This window comes from Dactylosporangium vinaceum, assembly GCF_019904175.1.
GTDB lineage: Bacteria > Actinomycetota > Actinomycetes > Mycobacteriales > Micromonosporaceae > Dactylosporangium > Dactylosporangium vinaceum.
On the sequence record NZ_CP061913.1, the window covers coordinates 3959958 to 3985090 of the forward strand.

Annotated in this window: 28 protein-coding genes and 1 pseudogene; 18 read left to right on the forward strand and 11 right to left on the reverse strand. The window is 70.8% G+C overall.

Annotated features, from left to right (window positions below):
- Positions 1 to 65: 65 nt before the first annotated feature.
- Positions 66 to 854, reverse strand: coding sequence for an AfsR/SARP family transcriptional regulator (locus Dvina_RS17735; RefSeq protein ID WP_223103571.1), 789 nt, complete (start codon positions 852 to 854; stop codon positions 66 to 68).
- Positions 855 to 1009: 155 nt separating this feature from the next.
- Positions 1010 to 1630 carry a TetR/AcrR family transcriptional regulator gene (locus tag Dvina_RS17740; protein ID WP_223103572.1) on the reverse strand — a complete coding sequence of 207 codons (621 nt, stop codon included), beginning with the start codon at positions 1628 to 1630 and terminating at the stop codon, positions 1010 to 1012.
- Between the two features lie 123 nt (positions 1631 to 1753).
- Between Dvina_RS17740 and Dvina_RS17745 the strand changes: the two genes are divergently transcribed.
- Positions 1754 to 2710 carry a TIGR03560 family F420-dependent LLM class oxidoreductase gene (locus Dvina_RS17745; protein ID WP_223103573.1) on the forward strand — a complete coding sequence of 319 codons (957 nt, stop codon included), beginning with the start codon at positions 1754 to 1756 and terminating at the stop codon, positions 2708 to 2710.
- On the opposite strand, the gene Dvina_RS17750 is transcribed toward Dvina_RS17745, so the two are convergent.
- Positions 2670 to 2993, reverse strand: a complete 324-nt coding sequence (locus tag Dvina_RS17750) for a hypothetical protein (protein ID WP_223103574.1) — start codon at positions 2991 to 2993, stop codon at positions 2670 to 2672. The two genes, Dvina_RS17745 and Dvina_RS17750, sit on opposite strands and share 41 nt — an antisense overlap.
- 125 nt (positions 2994 to 3118) lie before the next feature.
- Between Dvina_RS17750 and Dvina_RS17755 the strand changes: the two genes are divergently transcribed.
- Both Dvina_RS17755 and Dvina_RS17760 read left to right on the forward strand, forming a co-directional pair.
- On the forward strand, positions 3119 to 4648 hold the full coding sequence (locus Dvina_RS17755) for an FAD-dependent monooxygenase (RefSeq protein ID WP_223103575.1): 1530 nt from the start codon (positions 3119 to 3121) through the stop codon (positions 4646 to 4648).
- A 13-nt stretch (positions 4649 to 4661) separates the two neighbouring features.
- Positions 4662 to 5780, forward strand: coding sequence for an acyl-CoA dehydrogenase family protein (locus Dvina_RS17760; RefSeq protein WP_223103576.1), 1119 nt, complete (start codon positions 4662 to 4664; stop codon positions 5778 to 5780).
- An 8-nt stretch (positions 5781 to 5788) separates the two neighbouring features.
- Here Dvina_RS17760 and Dvina_RS17765 read toward each other — a convergent pair.
- The 4 genes and pseudogenes from Dvina_RS17765 to Dvina_RS17780 all read right to left on the reverse strand — a co-directional run bounded on the left by Dvina_RS17765 (position 5789) and on the right by Dvina_RS17780 (position 8635).
- Positions 5789 to 6565, reverse strand: a pseudogene (locus tag Dvina_RS17765) (IS5 family transposase).
- 269 nt (positions 6566 to 6834) lie between these two features.
- Positions 6835 to 7197 carry a MaoC/PaaZ C-terminal domain-containing protein gene (locus tag Dvina_RS17770; protein ID WP_223103577.1) on the reverse strand — a complete coding sequence of 121 codons (363 nt, stop codon included), beginning with the start codon at positions 7195 to 7197 and terminating at the stop codon, positions 6835 to 6837.
- The gene (locus Dvina_RS17775; RefSeq protein ID WP_223103578.1) at positions 7194 to 7616 is read right to left on the reverse strand and encodes an FAS1-like dehydratase domain-containing protein; all 423 of its coding nucleotides are present in this window, start codon (positions 7614 to 7616) and stop codon (positions 7194 to 7196) included. The genes Dvina_RS17770 and Dvina_RS17775 overlap by 4 nt, the downstream gene beginning before the upstream one ends.
- Positions 7613 to 8635 (reverse strand): beta-ketoacyl-ACP synthase 3, encoded by a 1023-nt coding sequence (locus tag Dvina_RS17780; RefSeq protein ID WP_223103579.1) that lies wholly within the window; start codon positions 8633 to 8635, stop codon positions 7613 to 7615. Before Dvina_RS17780 ends, Dvina_RS17775 begins: the two co-directional genes overlap by 4 nt.
- Positions 8636 to 8767: 132 nt before the next feature.
- On the opposite strand from Dvina_RS17780, the gene Dvina_RS17785 reads away from it, so the two are divergent.
- The 15 genes from Dvina_RS17785 to Dvina_RS17855 all read left to right on the forward strand — a co-directional run bounded on the left by Dvina_RS17785 (position 8768) and on the right by Dvina_RS17855 (position 21191).
- Entirely contained in the window at positions 8768 to 9046 is a 279-nt protein-coding gene (locus tag Dvina_RS17785) for an acyl carrier protein (RefSeq protein WP_223103580.1), read from the forward strand.
- Positions 9043 to 10746 (forward strand): acetyl-CoA carboxylase, carboxyltransferase subunit beta, encoded by a 1704-nt coding sequence (gene accD, locus Dvina_RS17790; RefSeq protein WP_223103581.1) that lies wholly within the window; start codon positions 9043 to 9045, stop codon positions 10744 to 10746. Before Dvina_RS17785 ends, accD begins: the two co-directional genes overlap by 4 nt.
- Before the next feature lie 44 nt (positions 10747 to 10790).
- The gene (locus Dvina_RS17795) at positions 10791 to 11210 is read left to right on the forward strand and encodes an acetyl-CoA carboxylase biotin carboxyl carrier protein (protein ID WP_223103582.1); all 420 of its coding nucleotides are present in this window, start codon (positions 10791 to 10793) and stop codon (positions 11208 to 11210) included.
- Positions 11211 to 11222: 12 nt separating this feature from the next.
- Positions 11223 to 12584 (forward strand): acetyl-CoA carboxylase biotin carboxylase subunit, encoded by a 1362-nt coding sequence (locus Dvina_RS17800; protein WP_223103583.1) that lies wholly within the window; start codon positions 11223 to 11225, stop codon positions 12582 to 12584.
- Positions 12584 to 13591, forward strand: a complete 1008-nt coding sequence (locus Dvina_RS17805) for an acyltransferase domain-containing protein (RefSeq protein ID WP_223103584.1) — start codon at positions 12584 to 12586, stop codon at positions 13589 to 13591. The genes Dvina_RS17800 and Dvina_RS17805 overlap by 1 nt, the downstream gene beginning before the upstream one ends.
- A 55-nt stretch (positions 13592 to 13646) precedes the next feature.
- Positions 13647 to 13898, forward strand: coding sequence for an acyl carrier protein (locus Dvina_RS17810; protein ID WP_223103585.1), 252 nt, complete (start codon positions 13647 to 13649; stop codon positions 13896 to 13898).
- A gap of 17 nt (positions 13899 to 13915) precedes the next feature.
- Complete coding sequence (locus tag Dvina_RS17815) at positions 13916 to 14278, forward strand: hypothetical protein (RefSeq protein WP_223103586.1); 363 nt, start codon at positions 13916 to 13918, stop codon at positions 14276 to 14278.
- Between the two features lie 13 nt (positions 14279 to 14291).
- On the forward strand, positions 14292 to 14786 hold the full coding sequence (locus tag Dvina_RS17820) for an aromatase/cyclase (protein WP_223103587.1): 495 nt from the start codon (positions 14292 to 14294) through the stop codon (positions 14784 to 14786).
- Between the two features lie 62 nt (positions 14787 to 14848).
- Positions 14849 to 15538: a cyclase family protein gene (locus Dvina_RS17825; RefSeq protein ID WP_246656289.1), complete on the forward strand. Its 690-nt coding sequence runs from the start codon at positions 14849 to 14851 to the stop codon at positions 15536 to 15538.
- Complete coding sequence (locus Dvina_RS17830; RefSeq protein WP_223103589.1) at positions 15535 to 16152, forward strand: malonic semialdehyde reductase; 618 nt, start codon at positions 15535 to 15537, stop codon at positions 16150 to 16152. Before Dvina_RS17825 ends, Dvina_RS17830 begins: the two co-directional genes overlap by 4 nt.
- Positions 16153 to 16194: 42 nt before the next feature.
- A complete protein-coding gene (locus Dvina_RS17835; protein WP_223105584.1) occupies positions 16195 to 17463 on the forward strand; it encodes a beta-ketoacyl-[acyl-carrier-protein] synthase family protein in 1269 nt (422 codons plus the stop codon).
- Positions 17460 to 18671 carry a ketosynthase chain-length factor gene (locus tag Dvina_RS17840; protein ID WP_223103590.1) on the forward strand — a complete coding sequence of 404 codons (1212 nt, stop codon included), beginning with the start codon at positions 17460 to 17462 and terminating at the stop codon, positions 18669 to 18671. The genes Dvina_RS17835 and Dvina_RS17840 overlap by 4 nt, the downstream gene beginning before the upstream one ends.
- A gap of 15 nt (positions 18672 to 18686) precedes the next feature.
- Positions 18687 to 19886, forward strand: coding sequence for an alpha-hydroxy acid oxidase (locus Dvina_RS17845; RefSeq protein WP_223103591.1), 1200 nt, complete (start codon positions 18687 to 18689; stop codon positions 19884 to 19886).
- A 742-nt stretch (positions 19887 to 20628) separates the two neighbouring features.
- The gene (locus Dvina_RS17850) at positions 20629 to 20913 is read left to right on the forward strand and encodes a DUF892 family protein (protein ID WP_223103592.1); all 285 of its coding nucleotides are present in this window, start codon (positions 20629 to 20631) and stop codon (positions 20911 to 20913) included.
- Between the two features lie 125 nt (positions 20914 to 21038).
- Positions 21039 to 21191 carry a hypothetical protein gene (locus Dvina_RS17855; protein WP_223103593.1) on the forward strand — a complete coding sequence of 51 codons (153 nt, stop codon included), beginning with the start codon at positions 21039 to 21041 and terminating at the stop codon, positions 21189 to 21191.
- Between the two features lie 393 nt (positions 21192 to 21584).
- On the opposite strand, the gene Dvina_RS17860 is transcribed toward Dvina_RS17855, so the two are convergent.
- From Dvina_RS17860 to Dvina_RS17875, 4 genes are all read right to left on the reverse strand, one after another.
- On the reverse strand, positions 21585 to 22328 hold the full coding sequence (locus tag Dvina_RS17860; protein ID WP_223103594.1) for an SDR family NAD(P)-dependent oxidoreductase: 744 nt from the start codon (positions 22326 to 22328) through the stop codon (positions 21585 to 21587).
- A gap of 237 nt (positions 22329 to 22565) precedes the next feature.
- Positions 22566 to 23282, reverse strand: coding sequence for a phosphatase PAP2 family protein (locus Dvina_RS17865; RefSeq protein ID WP_223103595.1), 717 nt, complete (start codon positions 23280 to 23282; stop codon positions 22566 to 22568).
- A complete protein-coding gene (locus tag Dvina_RS17870; protein WP_223103596.1) occupies positions 23279 to 24067 on the reverse strand; it encodes a phosphatase PAP2 family protein in 789 nt (262 codons plus the stop codon). Before Dvina_RS17870 ends, Dvina_RS17865 begins: the two co-directional genes overlap by 4 nt.
- Before the next feature lie 85 nt (positions 24068 to 24152).
- On the reverse strand, positions 24153 to 24890 hold the full coding sequence (locus Dvina_RS17875) for a dienelactone hydrolase family protein (protein WP_223105585.1): 738 nt from the start codon (positions 24888 to 24890) through the stop codon (positions 24153 to 24155).
- Positions 24891 to 25133: the final 243 nt, after the last annotated feature.

The window sequence follows — 25133 nt, forward strand, 5'->3', positions numbered from 1 at the left end:
CGCTTTCACGATCGAAAGAACGATATGGCTCCAGGCTCTTATCTCACTCAAGAAGTGCCTGCTTATTACAGGCTCATTGCGGCAGACTCAAGAATGTCACGATGCAGTTTCTGGGTGCGCAGGGACGGCTCCATGCCCAACTCTTGGACGAGTGAGGTGCGGAGCCGGTGGAAGACCTCAAGGGCCTGGACCCGGCGGCCCAGGCGGCTCAGGCAGAGCATCAGGTATTCGTGCAGCCGCTCGTCGTAGGGGCTGCGCAACGCCAGTCGGGACAGTTCGCCGACGAGTTCCCGGTCGCGGCCCAGGCGCAGCTCGCTCTCGATGCGCAGAGCCTGGGCGGCCAGCCGGCGCTGCTCGAGCTGGGCGACCTCCGCCTGCAGCGGCAGTCCGTGGTCGACGTCGGGCAGCACGGTGCCGGTCCACAGTCTTTCGGCCCGGCGCAACACCTCCGCCGCCTTGGCGTCGTCGTCCTCGTGCACCGCGCTTTCGCCAAGCGTCACCAGGCCCAGATAGTCGTGCAGGTCGAAGTAGCAGTCCCGCAGCTGGAATTGGTACCCCTCGCTGCGGGTCACGAGTACGTCGTCGCGGATGTCAGCGGTGCTACGGCCCAGGCTCTGAGCCAGGCGGCCGCGCAGGTTGAGGATGTAGGTCTGCAGGGCCGTCCGGGCCCGCTTTGGCGGATCGTCTCCCCACAGCTCGTCGACCAGGACGTGGACCGGGACGACGTGGCAGTAGTTGAACAGCAGGAGCGCCAGAACCTTGCGTTCTTTAGGTGCGCTCGGTGCGGCGTCGATGCCCTCGCCTCCGCGCACTGAGAAGTGCCCCAGAATCGTGATTGTCGAGATTTCCCCCATGAATTCCTCCACAGTCGGCGACGGGGGTGACCGTGCCGTCCTCGTGTTCGGTTTTGGTCAATGGGAATGGGTATTCGCAATAAATATTACATAACCATGTGAGTCAATATGATTACAAGTTGCTGCCCTGTGAGTCAGGTCACCGAATTTAGAATTCACGCATTATGCACATGGTGTGCGCGGGTTTCGGACCGGGCCTGCGCCCGGGCCAGCTCGGTCAGTCCGGCCCGCAGTCGGTGTTCGTCCATGCCTCGGCTGTTCATCAGGTATTCGATGACGTCCGCGCGCAGGGCGGTGAACAGCACGTGCCCCCGGTACTCGTGGTCCGTGCCGGGCGCGGTCGCAGCGAGGCGCCGGATCAGCTCGTCGATCCAGAACCGGCTTGCCGCATTGGCGTAGTACGCATCCGGGCCCTGCACCTCCAGCGCCCGCAGTAGCGGCCGGTTGTGCCAGGCGAAGTCGAACAGCGCCAGCACGAGCGCGACCAGGCTCTCCTCGGGTGGTCCGCCGGGTCCCAGTGGTGCCGGTCCTGACTCGATCGCCTCGCGCAGTGCGGTCACCCGGGGCTGCAGTACCGCCGCGATCAGGGTTTCCCGGTCGGCGAAGTGCCGAAAGACCGTGCCCTTGCCGACTCCGGCGACGGCGGCGACCTGACGCATCGAGATTGCGGCGGCGTCCGGGCGCGTGAACAGCGCGCTCGCCGCGGCAAGGATCGCCTGACGGTTGCGCGTTGCATCGATGCGTTCGTGGCGCGTGCTCGTTCGTGGATTGGTCAAGGTGCTTCCTCTGTTCCGGACCGCTGTCCCAGATACTAGCGCGGCTTCGTCACCCGCGGTAGCCGCCCGCGGGGTTGAGTGGGGCTTGAGCGATCGTGCGGCGCTCGCAGTACAACGAAAGGCATGGATTTCCGCATCACCGTCGAACCGCAGCAGGGTGCCGAGTACGCCGATGTCCTACGGGCGGCCCGGTCGGCCGGCGCCGCCGGGTACGAGGCCTTCTTCACGTCCGACCACCTGCTCGCGATGGCGGACCCGGACGTGCGGCACAGCCCGCTGGATGCCTGGACCACCATGGCCGGTCTCGCCCGCGAGACCTCGACCCTGCGGTTGGGCACCCTCGTCACGGCCTCGACACTGCGTCGCCCCGGACCGCTCGCGGTCACCGTGGCCCAGGTCGACCGGATGTCGGGAGGCCGGGTCGAACTCGGCATCGGCACCGGCTGGTATCAGGCCGAGCACGATGCGTACGGCGTGCCGTTCCCGGCCTTCACCGAGCGCTTCGACCGGCTGACGGAGCAGCTGGCCATCCTCACCGGCATGTGGGCGACGCCCCCGGGCGCCGAGTACTCCTTCACCGGCGAGCACTACGAACTCACCCGCGCGGCCGGCCGGCCCCGGCCCGCCCAGTCGCCGACGCTGCCGATCATCATCGGGGGCACCGGACCGCGGCGGACCCCTCAGCTCGCCGCCCGGTACGCGGCAGAGTACAACGCCAATTACACGAGCCTTGACGCTGCCGTGGCCGCCTACCGCCGGGCCGATGACGCCTGCCGCGCCACCGGCCGCGACCCGGCGACCCTGATCCACTCCGCGGCCCTGACGCTCGCGGTCGGACGTACCGACACCGAAGTGGCCCGGCGGACTCCGGCGCTCGGGCCGCACTTCGCCGCCATGGTGCGCCGCGGCGTCACCGGCAGCCCGGCCCGGGCGGTGGACGTCCTCGGGCGCTGGTCCGAGCGCACCGGATGCACGCGGTTCTACCTCCAGCTGTTCGACGTCACCGACATCGACCAGCTGGAGCTGGTCGCCTCCGACGTCATTCCTCAGCTGCGGCGGGGTGCAGCGGCTCGTGCGTGATGGGAACGATCTCCCAGTGCAGCCGCTGCCGCCAGCGGGCCAGCAGCTGCCGGACCGCCGGCGCGGCGGCATAGGCACGTAGGTGCTCGGCATCGCGGAACGTCAGCTGCGCGATGGCGACCTGCGCACCGTCACCCATCGGGCCCGGCAGGCCGGGCTGCGCCGCGAAGGACTCCGCGAGTCCGGTGCCCAGCGCCACCCGGCCGGCCTCGGCAAAGAACGCCTGCCGCTGCACCTCCGGGGCGGGTTCGGTGAAGCGGTAGACGAGCGTGTGCATGATCATGACAGACCTCCTGTGCCGACAACGGGTGTGCGAGCTTGGCGCCGCCGGCTCCCGAACGGCTCAAGGGCGCCGGTGACAGGTGGGCCTTTGAGCCGGGCTTGAGGCCGTGCGCCGATGGTCGCGCCATGAAGCACTTCGATGCCGACGTGATCGTGGCCGGGGCCGGCCCGGTCGGTCTCATGCTCGCGATCGAGCTGCGCACGGCCGGAATCGACGTCATGCTCCTGGAGCGGCGGGCCGAGGCGGACCCGGTGACCAAGGCCGGCTCCATCGGCCCTCTAGCCGTCGAGGCGCTCGAGCGCCGGGGGCTCATGCCGCAACTGCTGGCGGCGGAGGAGAGGACACTGCAGGGCTATGCGGACATGGCCGCCGCTGGTGGGTACTCCGGTGAAGCCCACGGACCGAAGGAGCACTTCGCCGGCCTGGACAAGATCGACTCAAGTCGGTACGGCGCCGGGCGGCGGCGGATGCGGGTCGAGCAGCCGGTCCTCGTCGGCATCCTGCAGGAAGCTCTGGGCCGCCTCGGCGGCAACCTGCGCCGCGACCACGAGGCGACCGGCGTCGAGCAGGACACCGACGGCGTCACGGTCACGGCTTGTACCCGTGGCGGCGAGCGGTCGTTGCGGGCACGCTTCCTCGTGGGCTGCGACGGCGGCGGCAGCGCTGTGCGGGCCCTGGCCGCGATTGCCTTCACCGGCACGCCGGCGACCCTCACCGGCCGGCGGGCCGTCGTCACGCTCGACGATCCGGCGGCGCTGCGGCCCGGCTTCGCGTACACACCCGGCGGGGTTCTCGTCTACGGCCTCGGTGTCAATCGGGTCGCCACGCTGGAGTTCGACGGCCCGCCACCCGCCGACAGCGGCCCGATGACCCTCGAGGACCTGCGGGCCAGCCTCGCGCGGGTGCGCGGCACTGACGTGCCGATCACGGCCATGGACGGCGGCGGGTACTTCGCGGACGGCGCCTATCAGGCGGCGACGTATCGGAGCGGGCGCGTACTGCTGGCCGGCGACGCCGCGCATGTACACGCTCCGTTCGGCGGCCAGGGCCTCAACGTCGGCCTGGTCGACGCCGTGAACCTCGGCTGGAAGCTCGCCGCTGCCATCCGCGGCTGGGCACCAGCCGGCCTGCTCGACACCTACTCCGCCGAGCGCCAACCGGTCGGTGCCCGACTGGTCGACAACACTCGCGCCCAGACGGCCCTGATGCGCCCCGACCCGCACAGCACCGCGCTGCGCAACCTGTTCGCGGAGCTGATGGACCTGCCCGAGGTCGAGCGTCACCTCGGACGCATGCTCGCCGGGTTCGACACTCGCTACAACGTAGGGGGAAATGATCCACTCGCGGGCACGATCCTGCCCAACCTCACGCTGCGGGCGGCGGGCGGCGGGCTTGTCGCCCAGGCGGCCTTTGCCGAGGCGGGCCACGGGCTGCTGCTGGACATGGTCCCGGCCTACGGCCTTGCCGAGGTGGCGCAGCCGTGGGCCGGCCGCATCGATGTGATCCGCGCGTCCGCGATCGTCGGCGGCCAGCTGCCCGGGCTGACCGCCGTGCTGCTGCGCCCGGACAACTGCGTGCTGTGGGCCGCCAGGCCCGGTGACGAACCCGACCGCGCCGGTCTCACCGAGGTGTTGCGGACCTGGTTCGGCGACTGAGAGGACTGCTGCAATGCCCTACACTCTGAGTACCGGCCTGGCTGCCACGTCAGCCGCGGCGGCCGAGGTCGCCCGCGACCACGCCGACCGCGCCGAACAGCAGCGCCGCCCGGCGGGCGAGACCATCGCCGAGCTGATCCGGGCCGGATACGCCCGGCACTTCGTCCCGCTGCGCCACGACGGGGCTGCAGGCGGCTTCGCTGAACTGCTCGACGGCTTGCTCACGCTGGCTGCGGCCGACATCAGCGCGGCCTGGTGCGCCATGATCCTGGCCACCTCCGGCCGGATGGGCGGCTACCTGCCACCCGCCGGGCAGGATGAGCTGTGGCGGGAGGGGCCCGACGCGGCGATCGCCGCGGCGTTCGTGCCGACCGGCGAGGTGATCGGCGGCAGCGGCGGCTGGCGGCTGTCCGGACAGTGGCAGATGCTGAGTGCGGTCGACCACGCCGACTGGGCACTGCTGTGCGGTGTGGCCGCCGGCGAGCGGCGTTTCTTCGCCGTGCCGCGCCGCGACTTCGACGTCCTCGACACCTGGCGCACTGTCGGCATGCGCGGCACCGGCAGCAACACGGTCCGCCTCGACGACGCGATGGTGCCGAGCCACCGCTCGTTCGCCGAAGAAGACCTGCTCGCCGGCCGCAATATCCATTCGGGCGCGCGCTGTCACCATGTGCCGCTGCTGGCAGTGGCCGGGACACTCTTCGCCGCTCCATCCGTCGGCGCCGTGCACGGCGCGCTGCGAGAGTGGTCGGACGGCATCGCCGGGCTCGGGGATCCGGGCGGGCGAGCGGCCCGGGCGGACCCGGTCGCGCAGGCCGTGCTCGCCCGCTGCGGCAGCGAGCTCGCCGCGGCGGAGCTGCTGCTCGGCCGGGCCGCCGGCACCGCCGACGACAGCGATCGGCCGGAAGGCTTCGCGGTGCGGGCGGCGCGCGACGCTGTCTTCGCCGCCGAGCTGGCCGCGCAGGCCGCGACCCGGCTCTTCCGGGCCGCCGGCAGCCGGGCCCAGACGGAGCACAGCCGCCTGCAGCGTGTATGGCGTGATGTGGCTGTGGCGACATCGCATGCGGCGCTTCGCTTCGAGCGCTCGGCCGCCCACGTGGCGCGTATGACCTGGCCCGAAAAGGCACTTTAGGGGGCGTCTCACTTGGTGAGTTTGGTGAGTCGTCGGTGGCAGATGAGGATGGCCGCGAGGTCGGCGAAGGCTTGGAAGTGCTCGGCTTTGCGTTCGTAGCGGCGGGTCAACCGGCGGTTGTTCATGAACCAGGACAGGCACGACTCAACGACCCACCGGTGCCGGCCCAGCCGCTCGGAGGACTCCACGCCCTTGCGGGCGATCCGGACGCGGATACCGCGACGGTGAACCTCGGCTCGGATCGCTTGCTGGTCGTAGGCCTTGTCCGCGTGGAGCTTCTCCGGGCGGCGGCGAGGCCGGCCGCACCGCCCGCGCACCGGCGTGAACGCGTCCAGCAACGGGAACAGCAGCTGCGCGTCCGGGGTGTTCGCCGCGGAGATCAGCACCTGCAGCGGGATCCCCCGCCGGTCGCACAGGACGTGGATCTTCGCGCCCGGTTTGCCGCGGTCGACCGGGTTTGGCCCGGTCAGGTCCCCCTTTTCACCGCCCGGACACTGATCGAGTCGATGATCGCCCGGGTCCAGTCGATCCCACCAGCGACCTGCAGCCGGTGCAGCAGTTCATGATGGATCTGTTCCCACAATCCGTACTTGGTCCACTCGGTGAACCGGCGATGCACCGTCGGGCGGGAGACCCCGAAGAACACCGCGGGCAGTTTCCGCCACAAGCAGCCTGCCTGCACCATGTACGCGATCGCGGCGAGTACCGCCCGGTCGTTTCGCAGCAACCGGAATCAACGGCTGCGCGACCTGCCGCAGGTCGTCCGGAGCCCACGTCTGGATCATGTCCTCGACAACATTTGCCACAAACAGCAGATCATGCCGGAGGCCACAGCCTCACCAAGTGAGACGCCCCCTTAGGGGGCGATCGTCGACCCGATGAGCGTCCGCGCTGCGAACAGGCGGACCTGAGCGGGCCAGATCCGCTCGACTGTGGCGAACCGGGCTCCAGGATTCACGTGTTGCCCGATCGGCGTGGGGTGGCGCTACAAGTCCTGACCGCGCACCTGCCATTTCCGCTGCTGGACTCGCTCACGCCGGTGCCGGGGCCGGCGTCAGCCATCGACCAGAGTCACGGTGACCCTGGCCACGAGGCCATCCGGGCCGTGGACCGCGACGTGGACCGCGGCGCCCTCGGCCGTGGCCATGACGGCGATCGGCACCGTGCCCGTCTCCGGGACCACGAGGGGCCGCAGGAACCGTGCCGAGCACGCCGCGATCCGGGCCGGGCCGCCGACGCGGCGCGCGACGGTCTCGACCGCCAGTCCCATTACCAGCATGCCGTGCGCCACCCGGCCCGGCAGCCCGGCCGCCCGGGCCGCCGCGCCGTCGAGGTGGATCGGGTTGTCATCGTGCGAGCAGGCGGCGTACCGGTGCAGATCGGCCGCGCTCACCGTGAGGTGCGTCGCCGCCGTCACGCCGGGGTCCCGGCCGGCTGCACGATCAGCGTCGTCGTCACCGTGCAAACCGGCGCACCGGACACGGTCTCGATCTCCGCCTGGGTTACCAAGATCTCGCGCCGCCCGGCCGAGCGGACGTCCGCGACGCGTACCCGTACCGTCAGCACATCACCGGCCCGGATCGGGCAGTGGTGGACGAACGACTGCTCACGGTGCAGGACCCGGCGGTAGTCCAGGCCGAGCTGCGGGTCTCGGACGACCTGGTCGTCCGCGGGCAGTGACAGCACGATTGCGAACGTGGCCGGCGCGAGCGGCGCGGCACCGCCGGTCGTTGGCGTGCCCAGCACCGCGGCGAAGGACCGGATCTCGTGCTCCTCGATGCGCCGTGGCGGCGTCGGCGGATACTCACGCCCGGCGAACGCATGATTGAGCCTCACCGCCGCGCTCCGCCGGCCGGCAGAAGTACTACCTGCCCGGCGTAGTTGAGGCCGGCCCCGAATCCGAACAGCAGCGCCGGTCCGCCAGGTGCGGCGGCGCTGTTGTCCAGCAGCCGCCGCAGCGCCATGGGGATCGACGCGGCCGAGGTGTTGCCGGCGGTCACCACGTCTCGGGCCACCACGACATGAGCCGGGAGCTCCAGCCGGTCGGCGAGCACGTCGATCATGCGCAGGTTCGCCTGGTGCGGCACGAATGCGGCGAGGTCGCTCACGCCCAGCCCGGCGTCGCGTAGCGCCTGCCGGCCGGCGGTGACGACCTCCTCGACGGCCCATCGGAAGACGCGTCGGCCGTCCATGCGCATCACCGGCCGCTCACGTTGCGGGTCGGCACCGAACTCGGCCCAGCTCGCGCTCATCCGCAACGCCTCACGGAAGGCGCCGTTGGCCCCGCGGACCACCGGCCCGATGGCGGGCGCCGACGTGGGGCCTACGAGGACCGCACCGGCGCCGTCGGCGAACATGAACGCCACGCCCCGGTCGGCCGGGTCGATGATGTCGGTCATCCGTTCCACGCCGATCACCAGCACGTAGCGCACTTCACCGGCGCGGACCGTGTCGCCGGCGACGGCCAGGGCATGGCAGAACCCGGCGCAGGCACCGGAGAGATCGAACGCGGCGGCCCGGCCGGCGCCGATTTCATCGGCGACCAGCACGGCCAGCGGCGGTGTCTGGACCAAATTCGACATGCTGGCCACGATGACGCAGCCGACCGCGTCGGGTGTGACGCCGGCGTGCTGCAACGCCGCGCCGGCCGCCGCCACCGCCATGGCGCACAGGGTTTCCTCCGGCCCGGCGAACCGGCGACTGACGATGCCGGAGCGCGACTCGATCCACTCGGGTGTCGAGTCGAGACGCCGGCACACCTCGTCGTTGGAAACCACCCGTCGCGGCCGGTATGCGCCTACGCCCAGGATGCCGCTGTGCGCAGCCGGTCTGACCTGGATCCGTTGTGCAGCCATGCCCCGACCCTCACGACGGCGACTCAAGCCCGGCTCAGGCGACCCGGTTAGGCGGTCCTTGAACCGGGCTTGAGGCTGCGGCGGAACAGTCGGACGGGCCAAGCCAACCGCCGGTCTTCATGGGGAGCCGTGATGCAGCAGCACTTCGACATCGCCGACCTGCAGCAGGTCGTGGCCAGCTGCGTCGGCGTCACCGACGTCGGCGTCATCAGTGTCGAGACACTCGACGAATCGTTCGCGGACCTCGGCGTCGACTCGCTCGCCCGCTACGAGGTGGCCACCCGGCTGCAGGACACCCTGACGGTGACAATCTCCGACGATGACATCGAGCGGGCCACCACACCGCGGCTGATGCTCGCCCTCGTCAACGAGCGCCTCAGCGGCCTTGCCCAGCAGGGCTCCGGGACATGACCACCGGGACGAGGTCCGCTCCGGCGCCGCTTGAGGCGAGCGACGCGGGCTGGATCCGGTGTCCACGCTGTCCCGCCGTCGTGTTCGGCAAACGATGGTTGCGGGCACTGCGGGTCTGCCCGGAGTGCGGGTTCCACGACGCCGTACCCGCTGCGGAGCGCCTCGAGCAGCTGCTCGATCCCGGCTCGGCCCGCCGGTTCGGCTCCGGCGTGGCGACCGAGGACGTACTGCGGTTCACAGATCTGCGGCCGTATCCGAGCCGCCTGGCCGCCGCGCGCGCGGCCACCGGGCTGGACGAGGCGGTTGTCGTTGCCCGTGGTCGCATCGAGGGCCACCCGGTCGTGGTGGCAGTGATGGACTTCCGGTTCCTCGGCGGCAGCCTCGGCGCGGCCGTCGGCGAGCTGGTCACGCTGGCCGCGGAGGCCGCCCTGGCCGACCGGGTGCCGCTGCTCCTGGTCACGGCCTCGGGTGGTGCCCGCATGCAGGAGGGCGCAGTTTCGCTCATGCAGATGGCGAAGACGAGCGCGGCGCTGGCGGCGCTCGATGAGGCCGGTGTGGCGACGCTCTCACTGATTACCGATCCGACCTATGGAGGGGTCGCGGCGTCGTTCGCCAGCCTCGGCGACCTGCTCCTCGCCGAACCGGGCGCCCGGATGGGGTTCGCGGGGCCACGAGTGATCCGGCAAACGGTGCGCGAGGAGCTGCCGCCCGGGTTTCAGACCGCCGAATTCCTAATGGAGCACGGCTTGCTGGACCTCATCGTGCCCCGGGCGCAGCTGCGCGAGCGGCTCGGGCGGTTGCTGGGGGCGCTCAGCCGTGCGGCCGTGGCCGGCCCGTCACTCGCACCCGGCATCGACGATCCACCGCAGGCCATCCGCGACCCCGCACTCCTGCCCGAGCCTGACCCGGCCGCGCAGGTCCGTGCGGCGCGATCCCTGGACCGGCCGACGTCGCTGGACTACTTCGGTCTCGTCTTCGACGACTTCGTGGAGCTTCACGGTGACCGGATCGGCGCAGACTGCCCGGCCGTCGTCGGCGGGCTCGCGCGCCTTGCCGGCACCCCGGTCGTGGTGATCGGGCATCAGAAAGGCCATGATGCGGCCGAGCTCGCCCGGCGCAACTTCGGCATGCCGACACCGCCGGGTTACCGCAAGGCCGCCCGGCTCATGGGCCTAGCCGCGAAGCTGACGCTGCCGGTCGTCACGCTTGTCGACACGCCCGGAGCCTATCCGGGAGCCCGGGCCGAGGAGCAGGGGCAGTCTCTGGCGATCGCGGGAAATCTTCGGCTCATGGCCATGCTGCCGGTGCCGGTGGTCGCCGTAGTGACCGGTGAGGGCGGTAGCGGAGGCGCGCTCGCCTTGGCCGTCGCCGACCGCCTGCTGATGCTCTCCGGCAGCACGTTTTCGGTTATCAGCCCGGAGGGCTGTGCCGCCATCCTATGGCATGACCGCGCCGAGGCCAGCCGGGCCGCGGCTGCGCTGAAGCTCACCCCACGTGACCTGCTCGCGCTCGGGATCGTCGATGCTGTGATCCCCGAGCCGGAGGGCGGCGCCGGGTGCGACTGGGTTGCCACCGCACTGGTCGTGCGCCAAGCGGTCGTGACCAACCTGTGCGAACTGTCCGATGTGGAACCGGAGCGGCTGGTCGCCGAGCGGCGGGCCCGCCTGCGCGGGCCCGGCCCTGGTGGGAAGGGCCCATGACCATGAGTGCAACGGAGCCGGGTGTCGACGGCGTCCTTGACGCTGTGCGCGCCTCGGTGCTGCAGGTTCTCGCGGCGGTGCCGGAGCGCCCGCATCGCCTGCGCGTGGACGCCAGCGGTGTCGCGATCGAGCTGGAGTGGCCGCCCGCGGCCGGGGCGGCACCCGCACCGGAGCCGGCGTCCGGACCGGTGACAAGCACCGTCGCCGAACCGGACGGCCCGGCGGGATATCAGGTATGCGCACCGAGCGTCGGGACGTTCTACCGGGCACCCGAGCCCGGCGCGGCGCCGTTCGTGCAGGTAGGTGATGCCGTCACGCCGGGACAGCAAGTGGGCATCATCGAGGCGATGAAGCTCATGCTGCCGATCAACGCTGACCGGGCCGGCCTGGTGACGCACGTACTCAAACAGGACAGCGAGTCCGTGCAGTATGGCGAGCCGCTGTTCATCCTCGACGCGGCATGACCGGGAGGCGGCATGTTCGACAAGGTGATGGTGGCGAACCGGGGCGAGATCGCACTGCGGGTCGTGCGCACCTGCCGTGAGATGAAAGTCCGATCGGTTGTCTGTTACTCCGAAGCCGATCAGGACTCGGCCGCCGTCCGGGCGGCTGACGAGGCGGTACGGATCGGACCCGCCCGCGCGAAGCGCAGCTACCTCAATGCGGCAGCGGTGCTGCAGGCGGCGCTGCAGTCGGGTGCGAAGGCCATTCATCCCGGCTACGGCTTCCTGTCGGAGGATGCGGACTTCGCCGAGGCGTGTGAGGACACCGGCATCGTGCTCATCGGCCCGCCCGCTCACGTCATGGCCCGGCTGGGCGACAAGAGCTCGGCCCGCCGGATCATGGCCTCGGCCGGGCTGCCCGTGCTGCCCGGTGGCACGGACCTGCGCAGCCCCGATGCGGCGGCCGAGCTCGCAGCCGAGATCGGGTATCCGGTCATCATCAAGGCCGCGGCCGGCGGTGGCGGGCGAGGCATGACGGTTGTGCGGGATCCGGCGGACTTCGTCGCGGCGTACCGCACCACGCAGGCCACGGCCCACATGCTGTTCCAGGACCGCCGGGTCTATGTCGAGCGGTACCTTACCCGGGCGCGCCACGTCGAGGTGCAGGTGCTGTGCGACAGCCACGGCAACGCGATCCACCTCGGCGAGCGGGACTGCTCCGTGCAGCGTCGCCAGCAGAAACTGATCGAGGAGACCCCTGCCGCTCGGCTGTCGTCCGGGCTCGCCGAGCGGATCTGCGCGGCCGCGGTGCAGGGCGCCCTCGCCGCGCAGTACGTTGGCGCCGGGACGTTCGAGTTTCTGGTCGGCCCGGATGACGACTTCTATTTCATGGAGGTCAACTGCCGCATCCAGGTCGAGCACCCGGTGACCGAAATGGTGACGGGCGTGGACCTGGTACGCGAGCAGCTGCATGTGGCCGCGGGACGGTCGTTGCTGCTGCGGCAGGAGGACATCCAGCGGCGCGGCACCTCCATCGAATGCCGTATCAACGCCGAGGACCCGGACCGCGGGTTCGCTCCGACACCGGGCCGGCTGACCGACTTCCAGCCGCCCGGCGGACCGTTCGTTCGCGTCGACACGCACGCATCCACCGGCTACACCGTCCCACCGGACTACGACTCGCTGCTGGCGAAAGTCGTAGTGTGGGGCCCGGACCGCGACCAGGCCGTTGAGCGGATGCTGCGCGCCCTGGCGGAGCTGCGCGCCGACGGTCCCGGGATGGCCACCACGGCGGCGTTCGTGGCCGCGGTGCTCGACGACCCGACGTTCCGGGCGGCGGAGCACGGCACCCGATTCGTCGACGAACTGCTGACGGCCCGGGGCGGGCTGAGGTGATGACGCCAGGACCGCCGGTAGTGCTGCTCCTGCCCGGCCAGGGCGCTCAGCAGCCGGCCATGGCGGCGGCGCTCTACGACGCGGATCCGACCTTCACGGCCGCCATGGACGCGTTTTTCGGGCCGCTCGGCGCGTGGGGGACACAGCTGCGCGCGGACTGGCTCGGCGGGTGCAGCGGGGCTGCGCTCGACGATGCGTCCCGGGCTCAGCCGCTGCTCTACGCAGTCGGCTACGCTCTCGGCGCGGCGCTGTCGGCTCACGGCGTGCCGATCAGCGGCGTGCTCGGCCACAGCGTAGGCGAGTTGGCCGCGGCGGCCCTGGCGGGTGTCTTCACACCCGCCGACGGCGCGAGGCTGCTCCGGGCCCGCGTCGCGGCCCTGGCCGGGATCGCCGCGGGCGGGATGCTCGCGGTGGCCGCCTCCCCGGCCGACCTCACACCGTTCCTCGACTCGCCCGACCGTCCCGACGGCGTGGTGGTCGGGGCCGAGAACGCGCCGAAACAGACCGTGCTGGCCGGGACCGAGCCGCGACTGTCGGCAGTGGAGTTTGCGCTGCGACGCCATGGCATGACGTGCCGGCGGATTGCCGCGCGGCAGCCGTTTCACAGCCCCGCGGCGAGGCCGGCCGCACGCCGGTTCCAGCGAGCATTCGGCCGGGTCGAGCTGCGCCCGCCGCGACTGCCGATGTGGTCGGCCGGCTCCGGGGCGCGACTGGAAGCCGGTCAGGCGACCGACCCGGGCTTCTGGGCGGCGCAGCTTGCCGGCCGGATGCGGCTCTGGTCCGCGCTCGACGCGCTGCTGTGCTCCGGTGCCGTGACGCTCGTCGAGGCCGGCCCCGGCCAGGGACTCACCGGGATCGCGCGCCGGCATCCGGGAGTGCGCACCGGCGCGAGCCGGGTGGTGCCGCTGCTGCCGGCCGCCGCGGCTGGGACACCCGGCGCGGTGCGGGACGCGGTGGAACGCCTGCGGGCGGACGCCGTCGCCCGACCGGCCGGTGGTGTTTCTTGAGCAGCCGTTGAGACGCCGGACAAAAGATCGAAACAAGACGATGAAGGAGATGCGCATGACACTCGACGACGTACGGCGAATCCTGACCGAGGCCGCCGGTGCGGACGAATCGATCCTGCCCGGGCGCGACATCGCCGACGTGCCGTTCACGGAGCTCGGCTACGACTCGCTCGCCCTCCTCGAGACCGCCGCGCGGATCAACCAGGAGTTCGGCGTCGCGCTGCCGGACGACACCGTCGTTGCCCTCAGCACGCCCCGCGAGCTCGTCGAGGCCGTCGAGCTGGCATCGGTCCCCGCTCAGCGCTGAACCAGGAGGACATCGCCATGATCGTGCACACCCTCATCTATCGGTTCCCGGACGATGTGTCGCCGCAGAGCCGCGCTGAGTTCTTCCAGGACATGGGCTCGCTCACGCTGGGCACCGGACTGGTTCGCGGCTACGACCACAAGCCGCACCTCTGGCTGCCGGCCGACAACCGGGCCCGCGGCCTGACGGCCGCCGCGATCGCCCAGTTCACCTGCGACGATTTGAAGGCACTGGAAACGTTCTCCGAGCTCCCGGAGGTCTACGACTTCGTGACCACATGGAAGGAGAAGCTGCGCTTCGAGGCCGCCTACGCCAACCACGAAGTGCTCACGCCCTACGGCGAGCAAGGCGCTCAGCCGTCCAATGCGCGCCGCGACTAGACGAGGAGCCACCATGACGCACGCCGAACACGCCGTCACCGTCGAGGCCCCGGTCGAGCTCGTCTGGCAGATCCTGCTCGACGTCCGCGGCTACGCCGGCATCTTCCCGCCCACTCGGGCGGTCGATCTGCTCGAAGAGTCCGAGCGCCATCAACTGGCGCGACTGCACGTCGATGTCGGCGAGGAGGCTCAGTCTTGGGTATCGCGCCGCGACATCGACGCAGAGCTGCGGGTCATCACCTATCAGCAGGTCGAGACCGCCCCGATCGTCGGGCGGATGGGCGGAGAGTGGCGCGCTTTCGCACTTGGAGCCGAGCGGACCCAGCTCGTGCTCACCCATGACTTCGCCACCCGGGAGCCGATCGACGGCCAGGTGGCCGGGCGGTACACCTTCGAAGAGGCCGACCGGATGCTGCACGCCGCCGTGGAGCGCAACAGTGTCGCCGATCTGGAGGCGGTAAAGGCGGAGTCGGAACGCCGGGTCCGGCAGCCGGTGGACGCGCCATGAGCCGCGTAATCGATTTGAGCGTTACTACAAGGAACACGCCCAGCGAAGCTACTCCCGTCGTGGTGGAACCGCTCGATCACCGCACCGGTGCGGTAGTCCTCGGACTGCGCCCCGAGGACTTCCCCGACGGGATGGCGATCTCCAACGAGAGCGTGACGCTCACCACCCACACCGGCACTCACATGGACGCACCGCTGCACTACGGCCCGTTCAGCGGCGGTGAGCCGGCCAAGAGCATCGACCAGGTGCCCATCGAGTGGTGTATCGGGCCCGGTGTCCGGCTGGACGTCCGGCACGTACCCCCCGGTGACGAAATCACTGTCGAGCACCTCGCCGATGCGCTCGACGCCGCCGGGCGGGCGCTGCAGCCGGGCGACATCGTCCTGCTGTGGACCGGCGCCGACGGCCTCTGGGGAACTGAGGATTACCTCACCACCTTCCCCGGACTGGGCGGCAAGGGCACGGCCTACCTCGTCGAACAAGGCGTCCGGGTCATCGGCATCGACGCCTGGGGTATGGATCGGCCCATGGCGGCGATGGTCGAGGAGTATCGGCGTACCGGCGACAACTCCTGCCTGTGGCCCGCCCACGTATATGGCCGCACCCGCGAGTATCTGCAGCTGGAAAAGTTGGCCAACCTCGGCTCCCTGCCCGGCGCGACCGGCTTCACCGTCTGCTGCTTCCCCGTGGCGGTAGCCGGCGCCGGCGCCGGCTGGAGCCGGGTGGTCGCGCTGACCGAGGAGGTGCGGTGAGCGCTCCGGCCACGCACCACCTGTTGCTGGACCGCGCGGCGCAGGACCTGCTGTTCCGGGCCGCCCGCTCCTCATCGGCGTTCACCGCTGACCCGATCACCGACGAGCAGATCGAGGCCGTCTACGACCTGATCAAATACGCGCCGACATCAATGAACCAGCAGCCGCTGCGTATCGTGCTGGTGCGTACCGTGGCGGCCCGGACTCGGCTGATCCGGCACATGCTCGGAACCAACGCGGCGAAGGTCGCCGAGGCACCGCTCGTCGCCATACTCGCGGTCGACCTGAACTTCCATCAAAAATTGCCACGGCTGTATCCGCACCGGCCGGAAGTCGCCGAACTCTTCGCCGACCCGGTGGTCCGCGAGGAGTCGGGCCGGTTCAACGCCACCCTGCAGCTGGCGTATTTCATCCTCGGCGTCCGTGCTGCGGGTCTGGCCGTCCGGCCGCTGGCGGGCTTCGACGCCAAGGCGGTCGACCGCGACTTCTTCGGCCCGCCGCAGCAGCGTTCCACCGCGGTGCTCACCGTGGTCACGCTGGGCCGGCCGGCGGGTCCACCACGGTTCGACCGTCTGCCGCGCCTGGAGTTCGACGAGGTCGTCACGACCGTCTGACGTCCGGCGCCGTGCAAAGCCCAGCAGAGAGACGAGGAAATGATGACGCAACGTCGTGCCGTGATCACCGGAATTGGAGTGCTGGCGCCGGGCGGGGAAGGCACCAAGGAATTCGTTGACCTGCTGTGCTCCGGCCGCACCGCGACCCGCCGCATATCGTTCTTTGACCCGTCGCTGTTCCGGTCGCAGGTGGCCGCCGAGTGCCGCTTCGATCCGCTGGCGTCCGGCCTGACCCACCGCGAGACTCGCCGCCTCGATCGAGCCGCACAACTTGCGCTGATCGCCACCCGCCACTGCCTGTCCGACAGCGGGCTGGACGTAGCGGCAATGTCACCGGAGCGGGTCGGCGTCAGCGTCGGTACTGCGGTCGGCGCCACGACGAGTCTCGAACGCGAATATCTGGTGCTGTCCGACACCGGTCGCGAGTGGCTCGTCAACGACGGCTACCGCTCCCCGCACCTGTACGACTACTTCGTACCCAGCTCGCTCGCGGCCGAGGTGGCCCGCGAGGCCGGCGCGGAGGGCCCGGCCGCAATCGTCTCCTCCGGCTGCACGTCCGGCCTCGACTCGGTCGGCCACGCGTTCGCGCTCATCACCGAGGGCACTGCCGACATCGTGGTGACCGGGGCGGCGGACGCGCCCATCTCACCCATCGCCGTATCCTGCTTCGACGCCATCAAGGCGACCACGCCGCGCAACGACGACCCCGAGCACGCCTCCCGCCCCTTCGACCGCACGCGGGACGGGTTCGTGCTCGCCGAGGGCGCGGCGATGCTCGTGCTCGAGGAGCGCGAACATGCGCGCAGGCGCGGCGCGCACATCTACGCGGAGATCACCGGATATGCGACGCGCTGCAACGCGTACCACATGACCGGGCTCAAGCCCGACGGGCGGGAGATGGCCGAGGCTATCGCGGCGGCCCTCGCCGAAGGGCGTACACCCGCGACCGACATCGGCTACATCAACGCGCACGGCTCGGGCACCAGGCAGAATGACCGCCACGAGACGGCCGCCTTCAAACGCTCGCTCGGCGATCACGCGTACCGCATTCCGGTCAGCTCCATCAAGTCCATGGTCGGGCATTCGCTCGGCGCGATCGGCTCCATCGAGATCGCGGCGTGCGCGCTCGCCATCGAGCACGGCTTCGTACCGCCGACGGCGAACCTGCACGAGGCCGATCCCGAATGCGATCTGGACTACGTCCCGCTGACCGCGCGGGAGATGCACATCGACACGGCGTTGAGCGTCGGTAGCGGATTCGGCGGCTTCCAGAGCGCGATGGTACTGCGCCGAGACGGAGCGGCACGATGAAGGCCCTGGTGACCGGGCTCGGCGTCGTCGCGCCTAATGGCATCGGCGGTGAGGCTTTCTGGCGCTCGACGCTGGAGGGCCGCAGCGGTGTCCGACCGCTGGCCCACCTCGCCGCGGGGGAGTACCCGGCGCGGCTCGCCGGGCAGATCAGCGACTTCGACGTCGAGGCGCACCTGCCCGGCCGGCTGCTGCCGCAGACCGATCGAAGCACCCGCCTGGCCCTCGTCGCTGCCGACCAGGCGCTTGCCGACGCCGGCGTCGACCCGACACAGCGGCTCGACTACGACATGGGCGTAGTGACGTCCAACGCGACTGGTGGCTTCGAGTTCACCCACACCGAGATCAACAAACTGTGGAACCTCGGCCCCCGGCACGTGAGCGTGTACGAATCGTTCGCCTGGTTCTACGCTGTCAACACCGGCCAGATCTCCATCCGGCACGGCCTGCGCGGGCCGGGCGCTGTACTCGTCACCGAACAGGCCGGCGGCCTCGACGCGGTCGGACATGCGCGGCGCACGTTACGGAAGGGCGCGACGCTGAGTGTCACCGGCGGCGTCGAGTCGTCCTTCGACCCGTGGGGCTGGGTATGCCATATCGCGGCCGGGCGGCTCAGCACCGAGACAGATCCGGCCCGCGCCTACCGGCCGTTCACCGCAGACCATCGCGGGCACGTCCCGGGAGAGGGCGGCGCGATCCTCGTACTCGAAGAGGCCACCGCGGCCCGTGCGCGCGGCGCTCGGTTGTACGGCGAGATCGCCGGGTACGCGGCCACCTTCGACCCTCGCCCCGGCTCCGGCCGCCCACCCGGACTGCGCCGCGCCGCTGAGCTCGCCCTCGCCGACGCCGGCCTGAACCCGCCGGACATCGACGTGGTGTTCGCTGACGCTGCCGGTGACGCCGCGCTCGACCAGCAGGAAGCCGAGGCCCTCGCCGGGCTTTTCGGGCCCGGGGGCGTGCCGGTGACCGCCCCCAAGACGCTGACCGGCCGCCTGCACGCCGGCGGCGGCCCGCTCGACATCGTCGCCGCCCTCTACACCATCCGCGACGGTCTCATCCCGCCGACGTTTCACGTCACCGAAGTGGCGCCGCAGTACCGGCTTGATCTGGTCCGCGGTCCGCACCCCCGCGCCCGCACTGTGCGGGCCGCCCTCGTGCTGGCCCGCGGCCAGGGCGGCTTCAACGCCGCCATCGTGGTCCGGGCCGTCTGACGACCGGAGGCCGACATGCTCCCCGAAACGCTGAGCGACCCGTACAGTGTGCTCGAGGCCCAGGCCCGGGCCAAGCTTCCCAACGCCGTCTTCGACTATGCCACCGGCGCCGCGGGGGACGAGACCACGATGCGGCGCAACGTCGAGGCCCTGGACGCCGTAACGTTCGTACCGCGAGTCCTGCACGACGTGTCAACGGTGGACACGACCACCGACGTCATCGGCGGCCCGCTGGCCGCGCCGTTGCTCGTCGCGCCGATGGGTATGCAGGGCCTGTACGACGACGGCGCCGAGCGAGCGATGGCCGACGCCGCCGCGGACCTCGGGGTCGGCTTCTGCCTGTCGATGTTCGGCACCCGCTCGGCCGGAGAGATCACCGCCAACGCCACGGCCGCGGTGCGGTGGCGCCAGGTGTACCTTACGCGCGACCCGGGCCTCACCGCCGCCCTCGCCAACGCCGCCCATGCCGCACACTTCCAGGCTCTTGTCGTCACAGTGGACCTTCCGGCCACCGCGACGCGCCGCCGCGACAGCACGGGCGCCTTCGAAACCTTCGATAATCCCGTTGCCGCAGCCGCCGCTCCGGCGCTGGTACGCGAACCGTACTTCCTGCAGCAGCTCGACCGGCGACGCCAGGACCGTCCAGGGACAACTGCGCAGCAGCTCATCGACGCGCTGTTCCCAAATCCCTCGGCCACCTGGACCGACCTCGCCGACCTCGTTCGGCGCAGCCCGCTGCCCGTCATCGTGAAGGGTGTCCTGCACCCTGCCGATGCGCGCCGGGCGGTCGATTGCGGTGCGGCCGCGGTCATCGTGTCCAATCACGGCGGCTCACAGCTGGACCGATGCGTCGCGACAGCCGAAGCGCTTCCGGCGGTCGTGGCGGGCGTCGGCGAGGCGGTACCCGTGTACGTCGATTCCGGCGTCCGGCGCGGCAATCACGTGGCCGTGGCCCTCGCGCTCGGTGCCTCCGCGGTACTGGTTGCCCGGCCGGCACTGTGGGGTCTGGCGACCGGCGGCCGCGAGGGTGCGCGAGCAGTCCTGGCCGGCCTGCTGGAAGAGCTGCGTCGAACCATGGTGATGCTCGGTGTTCCGACGTCCGCGCGACTTCGCGACGTGCCGCTACGGTCCCTGCCCAGGCTCGACCAGGAGCGTCCGGCCACGGGCAGACACCTGGAGAGACCAGCCCGGAAGCCGCCCGGCAAGTGGCGCTGAAGGAGAAGACGCGCCGCGTCGAGCGGGCCCGCCGCGCATTGAGGCCGCCGAGCAGCAGATTGGACGGTTCCCGGCCAGGGTTGACCAGGCGCAGGCTGCCCTCGCCCGGGCGCGCCGACGACTGGCCGAGGCCCGCGCCGAGCTGGCCCAAGCGACGGCGGAGGCCGAGGCGACCGCCCTCGACGAGGAGCGCCGGCGACCGGCCGCCGCAGCCGCGGTCCAGGTGGCCGACGACCGGACCCGGCAGATCGCGGCGGCCATCGCGGCGAGCCCCACCGGCCGCGGTACGATCGCGGCCCGCGGGGCAGAAGCCGGAAGGCCGGCCAGGACGACCTCCGCCAGCGCCGTTGTGTCGGTCTCGTCCTCAATGTCCCACAGATCAGACCAGTCGTCCGCGTCCAGCATCGACACGTAACACCAGTCGTCGATCAGCCCGACAATGACCACCTCATCCGGGGTGTAGGGGAACGTCGGACCGTTGTCGGCGGCGGTAGCGCCGTACACGGCCGGCAAGTCCTCCACCGAAACCACGCGGTCGTTCGTGCGGGCCGGAGAGTGTGCGCGGCCACGCCGGCATGGAGTATGACAGGGCGGCGGCACGCCCGGCGGCTGGAAGCCGGAGTCAGCCGGGGACGGCGGCCGAGCAATCCCCCTCGTGGTTCAGGAGGTGGTGTCGGCGGTGCCGCGTTCGGCGTGCGCAGCCGGGTAGTCGGCCTTCTCAGCCGACGTCAAGGAGCGTGCTATGCCGATCCAAAGCCCCAAGGAAGCGTTTCTGTTCGACCTTGCCACGACCCGCGGCGGCAAGCGGGCCGCCCTCGAGATCATCCAGCAGGGGCAGAACGAGGTGCCCGACAACCGGGCCCGGACCCTGCTCAGCCGCAACGCCGAGGAGACCCGCGCGCAGATCCGCACACTGGACCAGGTGTTCTCGCTGGTCGGGTCCCAACCGAAGGACGCCCCCTGCCCGGGGGTCGAAGGCGTCCGCCAGGAGCTCGAGATGTTCCGGCAGCAGGAACCCGCGCCGTAGTTCACGACCGCGACGGTGCTGGCCGGCAACCTGAAAATGAAGAAGAACGACATCGCCACCTACGAGCTGCTCACCGACAAAGCCTTCCTCCTCGGCCAGTCGGAGGCGGCGCAGATCTCAGCACGATGAAGAAGCAGGAGGAGGACAACGCGGGTACGACCGCACGACTGATCCACGAAATCATGATCGAGTCGGTCGGCGGGAACGACGTGGCCACCGAGGTTGCCACCGCCGGCGGCGGCGCGGTACCCCAGGCCATGAGCACCGGGGCCAGGTAGCCGTACCCGCGGGGCGGAGCGACGGCGCCCCGGTCCCGCCCCTCGACGGGCACGACCGGGGCGCCGCGTTCGGTGTATACCGATCCGCGCCACCAGCGTGCTCGCCCGGGCCGCCGTCGAGTTGCTCGAGCGGCACGGGGCCACCCAGGACGGGACGTGTCCGTCGTGTGGCCGATCCGCTCGCTGCCCGTCTGCCGAGTCGTGCAGCGGGCCCGGCTTTCCGCAAGGCTTCAGGCGCCGACGAGCCTCGACCTCACCGAGCTGGCGGCGCTGCGCGAGCGCGATCACCGGCCCGCGTGCCGAGCAGGGGTTATCAACGGTACGACCCGCTCCAGATGAAGCAACGGGCCGTGACCGTGCGCACGAGTACCCAGGCAGGCGGTGGATCGATGATCAGATCGTGAAGCCCCCGTCGACGTTGACCGTCGCCCCGGTGATGTAGCGCCCGTCCGGGCTGGCGAGGAACGCCACCGCAGCAGCCACGTCCGCTGGCTTCGCGTAGTGGCCGAGGGCGGTGAACCCGTTGATCGTGTCGGCGTTGGGGCCGTCAGCCGGGTTCAGCTCGGTGTCCGTGGCTCCTGGATTTACCAGATTCACGGTGATCGCCCGACCGCCGAGTTCGCGCCCGAGTGCCTTGGTCAGGCCGATCAGGGCGGTCTTGCTCATCGCGTACAGCGAGAAGCCCGGGAAGACGGCCCGCTCGGCCACATTGCTGCCGATGTTGATGATCCGGCCACCGGCCGACATATGCCGCAGCGCGGCCTGCGAGGCGACGAACGGTGCCCGGACGTTGACCGCGACGGTCTGTTCGAACTCGTCGAGGCTCAACTGCTCCAGCGGTCCCAGCAGGAAGGCGCCGGCATTGTTGACCAGGATGTCCAACCGGCCCAGCTCACCGGCGGCACGGTCCACTGCCGCGACTACCGCGGCCGGGTCAGCGCTGTCGGCCTGCACGGTGATTGCTCTGCGGCCCACCGCTTTGATCTGGTCCACCACGTCGTCGGCGCGTCGCTGGTTGTGCTGGAACGTCAGTGCCACATCGGCACCGTCCTTGGCCAGGCGCAGAGCCACGGCGGCGCCAATGCCACGACCACCACCAGTAACGAGAGCTACCTTGCCGTCAAGTGCGTTGTTCATGACGAAAGCCTGGCCGATCAACGTTCAGCCGTCTGGCGGTGATCGGACGACGCATTCGCGTTACCCAGCACCCACGACCCCAAGCCAAGCGGCAACCGACGGCATGAGCACCAACGGGCCATCTTCCGGCCACGCGCCCCGGTCGGATACGGGTACCGGGCCGCGGTGTTACCGTTGCCCGCCGTCGAGTTCGGCGGCATGGTCCGCAGCATTCCGCGGACCATGCCGCCGATGGGATTATGCGTCTACCCGGTCATCGTCGGGCACACGCGGCCTGACCACGCGCCCTTGGAGCGGTCGTGCCTGCCCGGTCGTGGGGAGGAAGGCGTGCACGGCGATCGCCACCCAGACGATTCCGTTCGCCACGCCGAAGAGCACGTCCGACGGGTGGTGCATCCCGCGGTACAGGCGCGACGCGCCGACGAGGAACGGCAGGCACAGCAGCACGGTGAGCAGCGCCGTCTTGAGCACCCCATTGCGCATCCGCCAGCCGACGATCACCGCCAGCGTGCCGTACAGCGCGACGGCCGCGCCGGCGTGCCCGGACGGGAAGCTCGACGTCGGCGGCGCGGGGTCCAGGTGCGGCACGTCCGGCCGCTGCCTGTGAATCACGAACACGACAAGCAGGAACACCGTCTCCTGCAGGGCCACGGCCGATATCAACGTCACCGCCTCCGCCCACCGGCGGAAGATCCACCGCAGCAGCAGCGCGAGCACCACCAGCAGCGGAACGACCGTCGTGGTGTCGGACGCCATGCTCATCAGGTGGGTGGCGATGTTCCAGTCGTGGGTGCGGTGCTCGGCGAAGCTGCGGTTGATGTCGTCCTCGCCGGCGATGATCCCCCGAAGCGGACGGGTGATCAGCAGCCCGCACCCGACGAGGACCAGGTACACGATCAGGCCCGGCGCCACCACCCGGCGCAGCACGTGCAAGGCTTCCGCCCGGTACTTCATGAGACCACCCTTTCAGCATCGTCAGGGTCGACACCCTCCAGCGGATCGTGCGGTGGCCTCCCGGCATCGCGTCGCCAGGTCTCGAACGCGGCGGCGGTCGCTGCGACAAGCGCCCCGGCCACCAGCCAGCCCGCGACCACATCGCTGAGGTAGTGGACGCCCAGGGCGATGCGGTCGAACCCGGTCAACACGATCACGAACGCCCCGGCCAGCCACAACATCAGCCGCGCCCGGGCGCCGCGCACCACAGGCACCAGCGCGAGCACCAGCACGAGGACGCCGACGGCGCTGTTCAACGCGTGCCCCGATGGGAAGCTGTAGCCGGGCGCGGTGTCCAGCGGCAGGTCGAACGTCGGACGGGCGCGGGCCACGACCAGCTTGAGGGCGAAGCCGAGAAAGCTGCCGGCGGCCATGGTGATCGCCGCCCACCAGGCAAGCCGGCGCGCGCCGCGCACGAACAGCACGACGACGAGCACGGCGACCGCGGCCCGGAAGACCTGCGGGTGCATCACGTCCTGCACGACGAGCAGCACCCTGAGCAGCGCCGGCCGCGACCCGACGACTCCGTGCAGGTAATCGGCGACCCACAGGTCGATCCGGTGCACCGGCCCCCAGCCACTGCGCACGGCGAGGGTCAGCAGCGTCACCGGAACCGCGATCACGAATCCGGCCAGCGCCGCCAGGGCAAGGCGCGGGCGCAATCGCAGGCGGTGCCAGCGCCCCGTCAACGTCGAATCGGCAGTGCGAACCACGCCGCAATGGTGCCCAGAAGGCGGCCAGATCAATCAGAGCGCCTCCGCGATCACGGAAATACCGGCTCGCGACCTGCATCATCACGTACCGGCACGTCGCCCGACGTTGTTGGAACCTCTAGGGCGCCGCCGCCGCATCGCCCGGCGTCGCGCCGAGGCTTTCGCCGAACAGCTCGAGCACCGCCGCCCATGCCCGCGCGGCATGAGCGGCGTGGTAGCCGACGCCGGGCACGGTTGGGAGGTGGTGCTCGGTGCCGCCGGCGGGTGACCCGTCGGGCCGGGTCGGCGCGGCCCAGAAGGCGTGCTTGGCCCCGCCGTAGATGTGGGCCTGCCAGTCGACGCCGGCGTCCTGGAGCGCACCGCCGAACGCGAGCACCTGGGCGGGCGTACAGATCGGGTCAGCGGAGCCCGTGCAGAGCAGGAAGGTCCCGCCGGTGCCGGCCCAGTCCCCGGCCCGCGGGTCCGGCAGTCCGGGGTGGACGGCGGCGAGCGCCCGGAAGGACACACCGGTCCGGGCGAGCTCCAGCACGATCCGGCCACCGGCCCCATAGCCGAGCGCGCCCAGCCGCTCGGTGTCGGCGCCGGGCTCGGCGCGCAGCACGTCGAGCGCGGCCCGGCCGATGGTCAGCATGCGGGCCGGATCGCCGAGCAGCGGCAGGACCCGGTCCAGCATCGCCTGCGGCTCACCGAAGAACGTCCGGCCGCCGTGGTAGTCGAGCGCGAAGGCCAGGTAGCCGTGCCGGGCCAGGTCGTCGGCCCGGCCGCGCTGGTAGTCGTCGAGGCCGACGCCGTCGTGCCCGAGCAGCACGGCCGGCCACGGCCCCGCACCCGCGGGCCGGGCCAGGTGACCGGCCATCGTCAACCCGTCGACGTCGTACGTCACTTCCCGCGATGCGATCACGACATCGACACTAGCCACGGCGAGCGCTCGGCCGGACCCCGTTCGCTCTGGGCAGACGGCCGGCCGCCGCCGGGAACAAGAACTCCTCACAGCATGATGACGCGGCCCCGGTGCGGGCGTCGCTACGGGATGTCGATGCCGTCACCGGCGACGGGCAGCCGTACCCTTCCCCGGCAACTGCCCGCCGGTCACTCCATA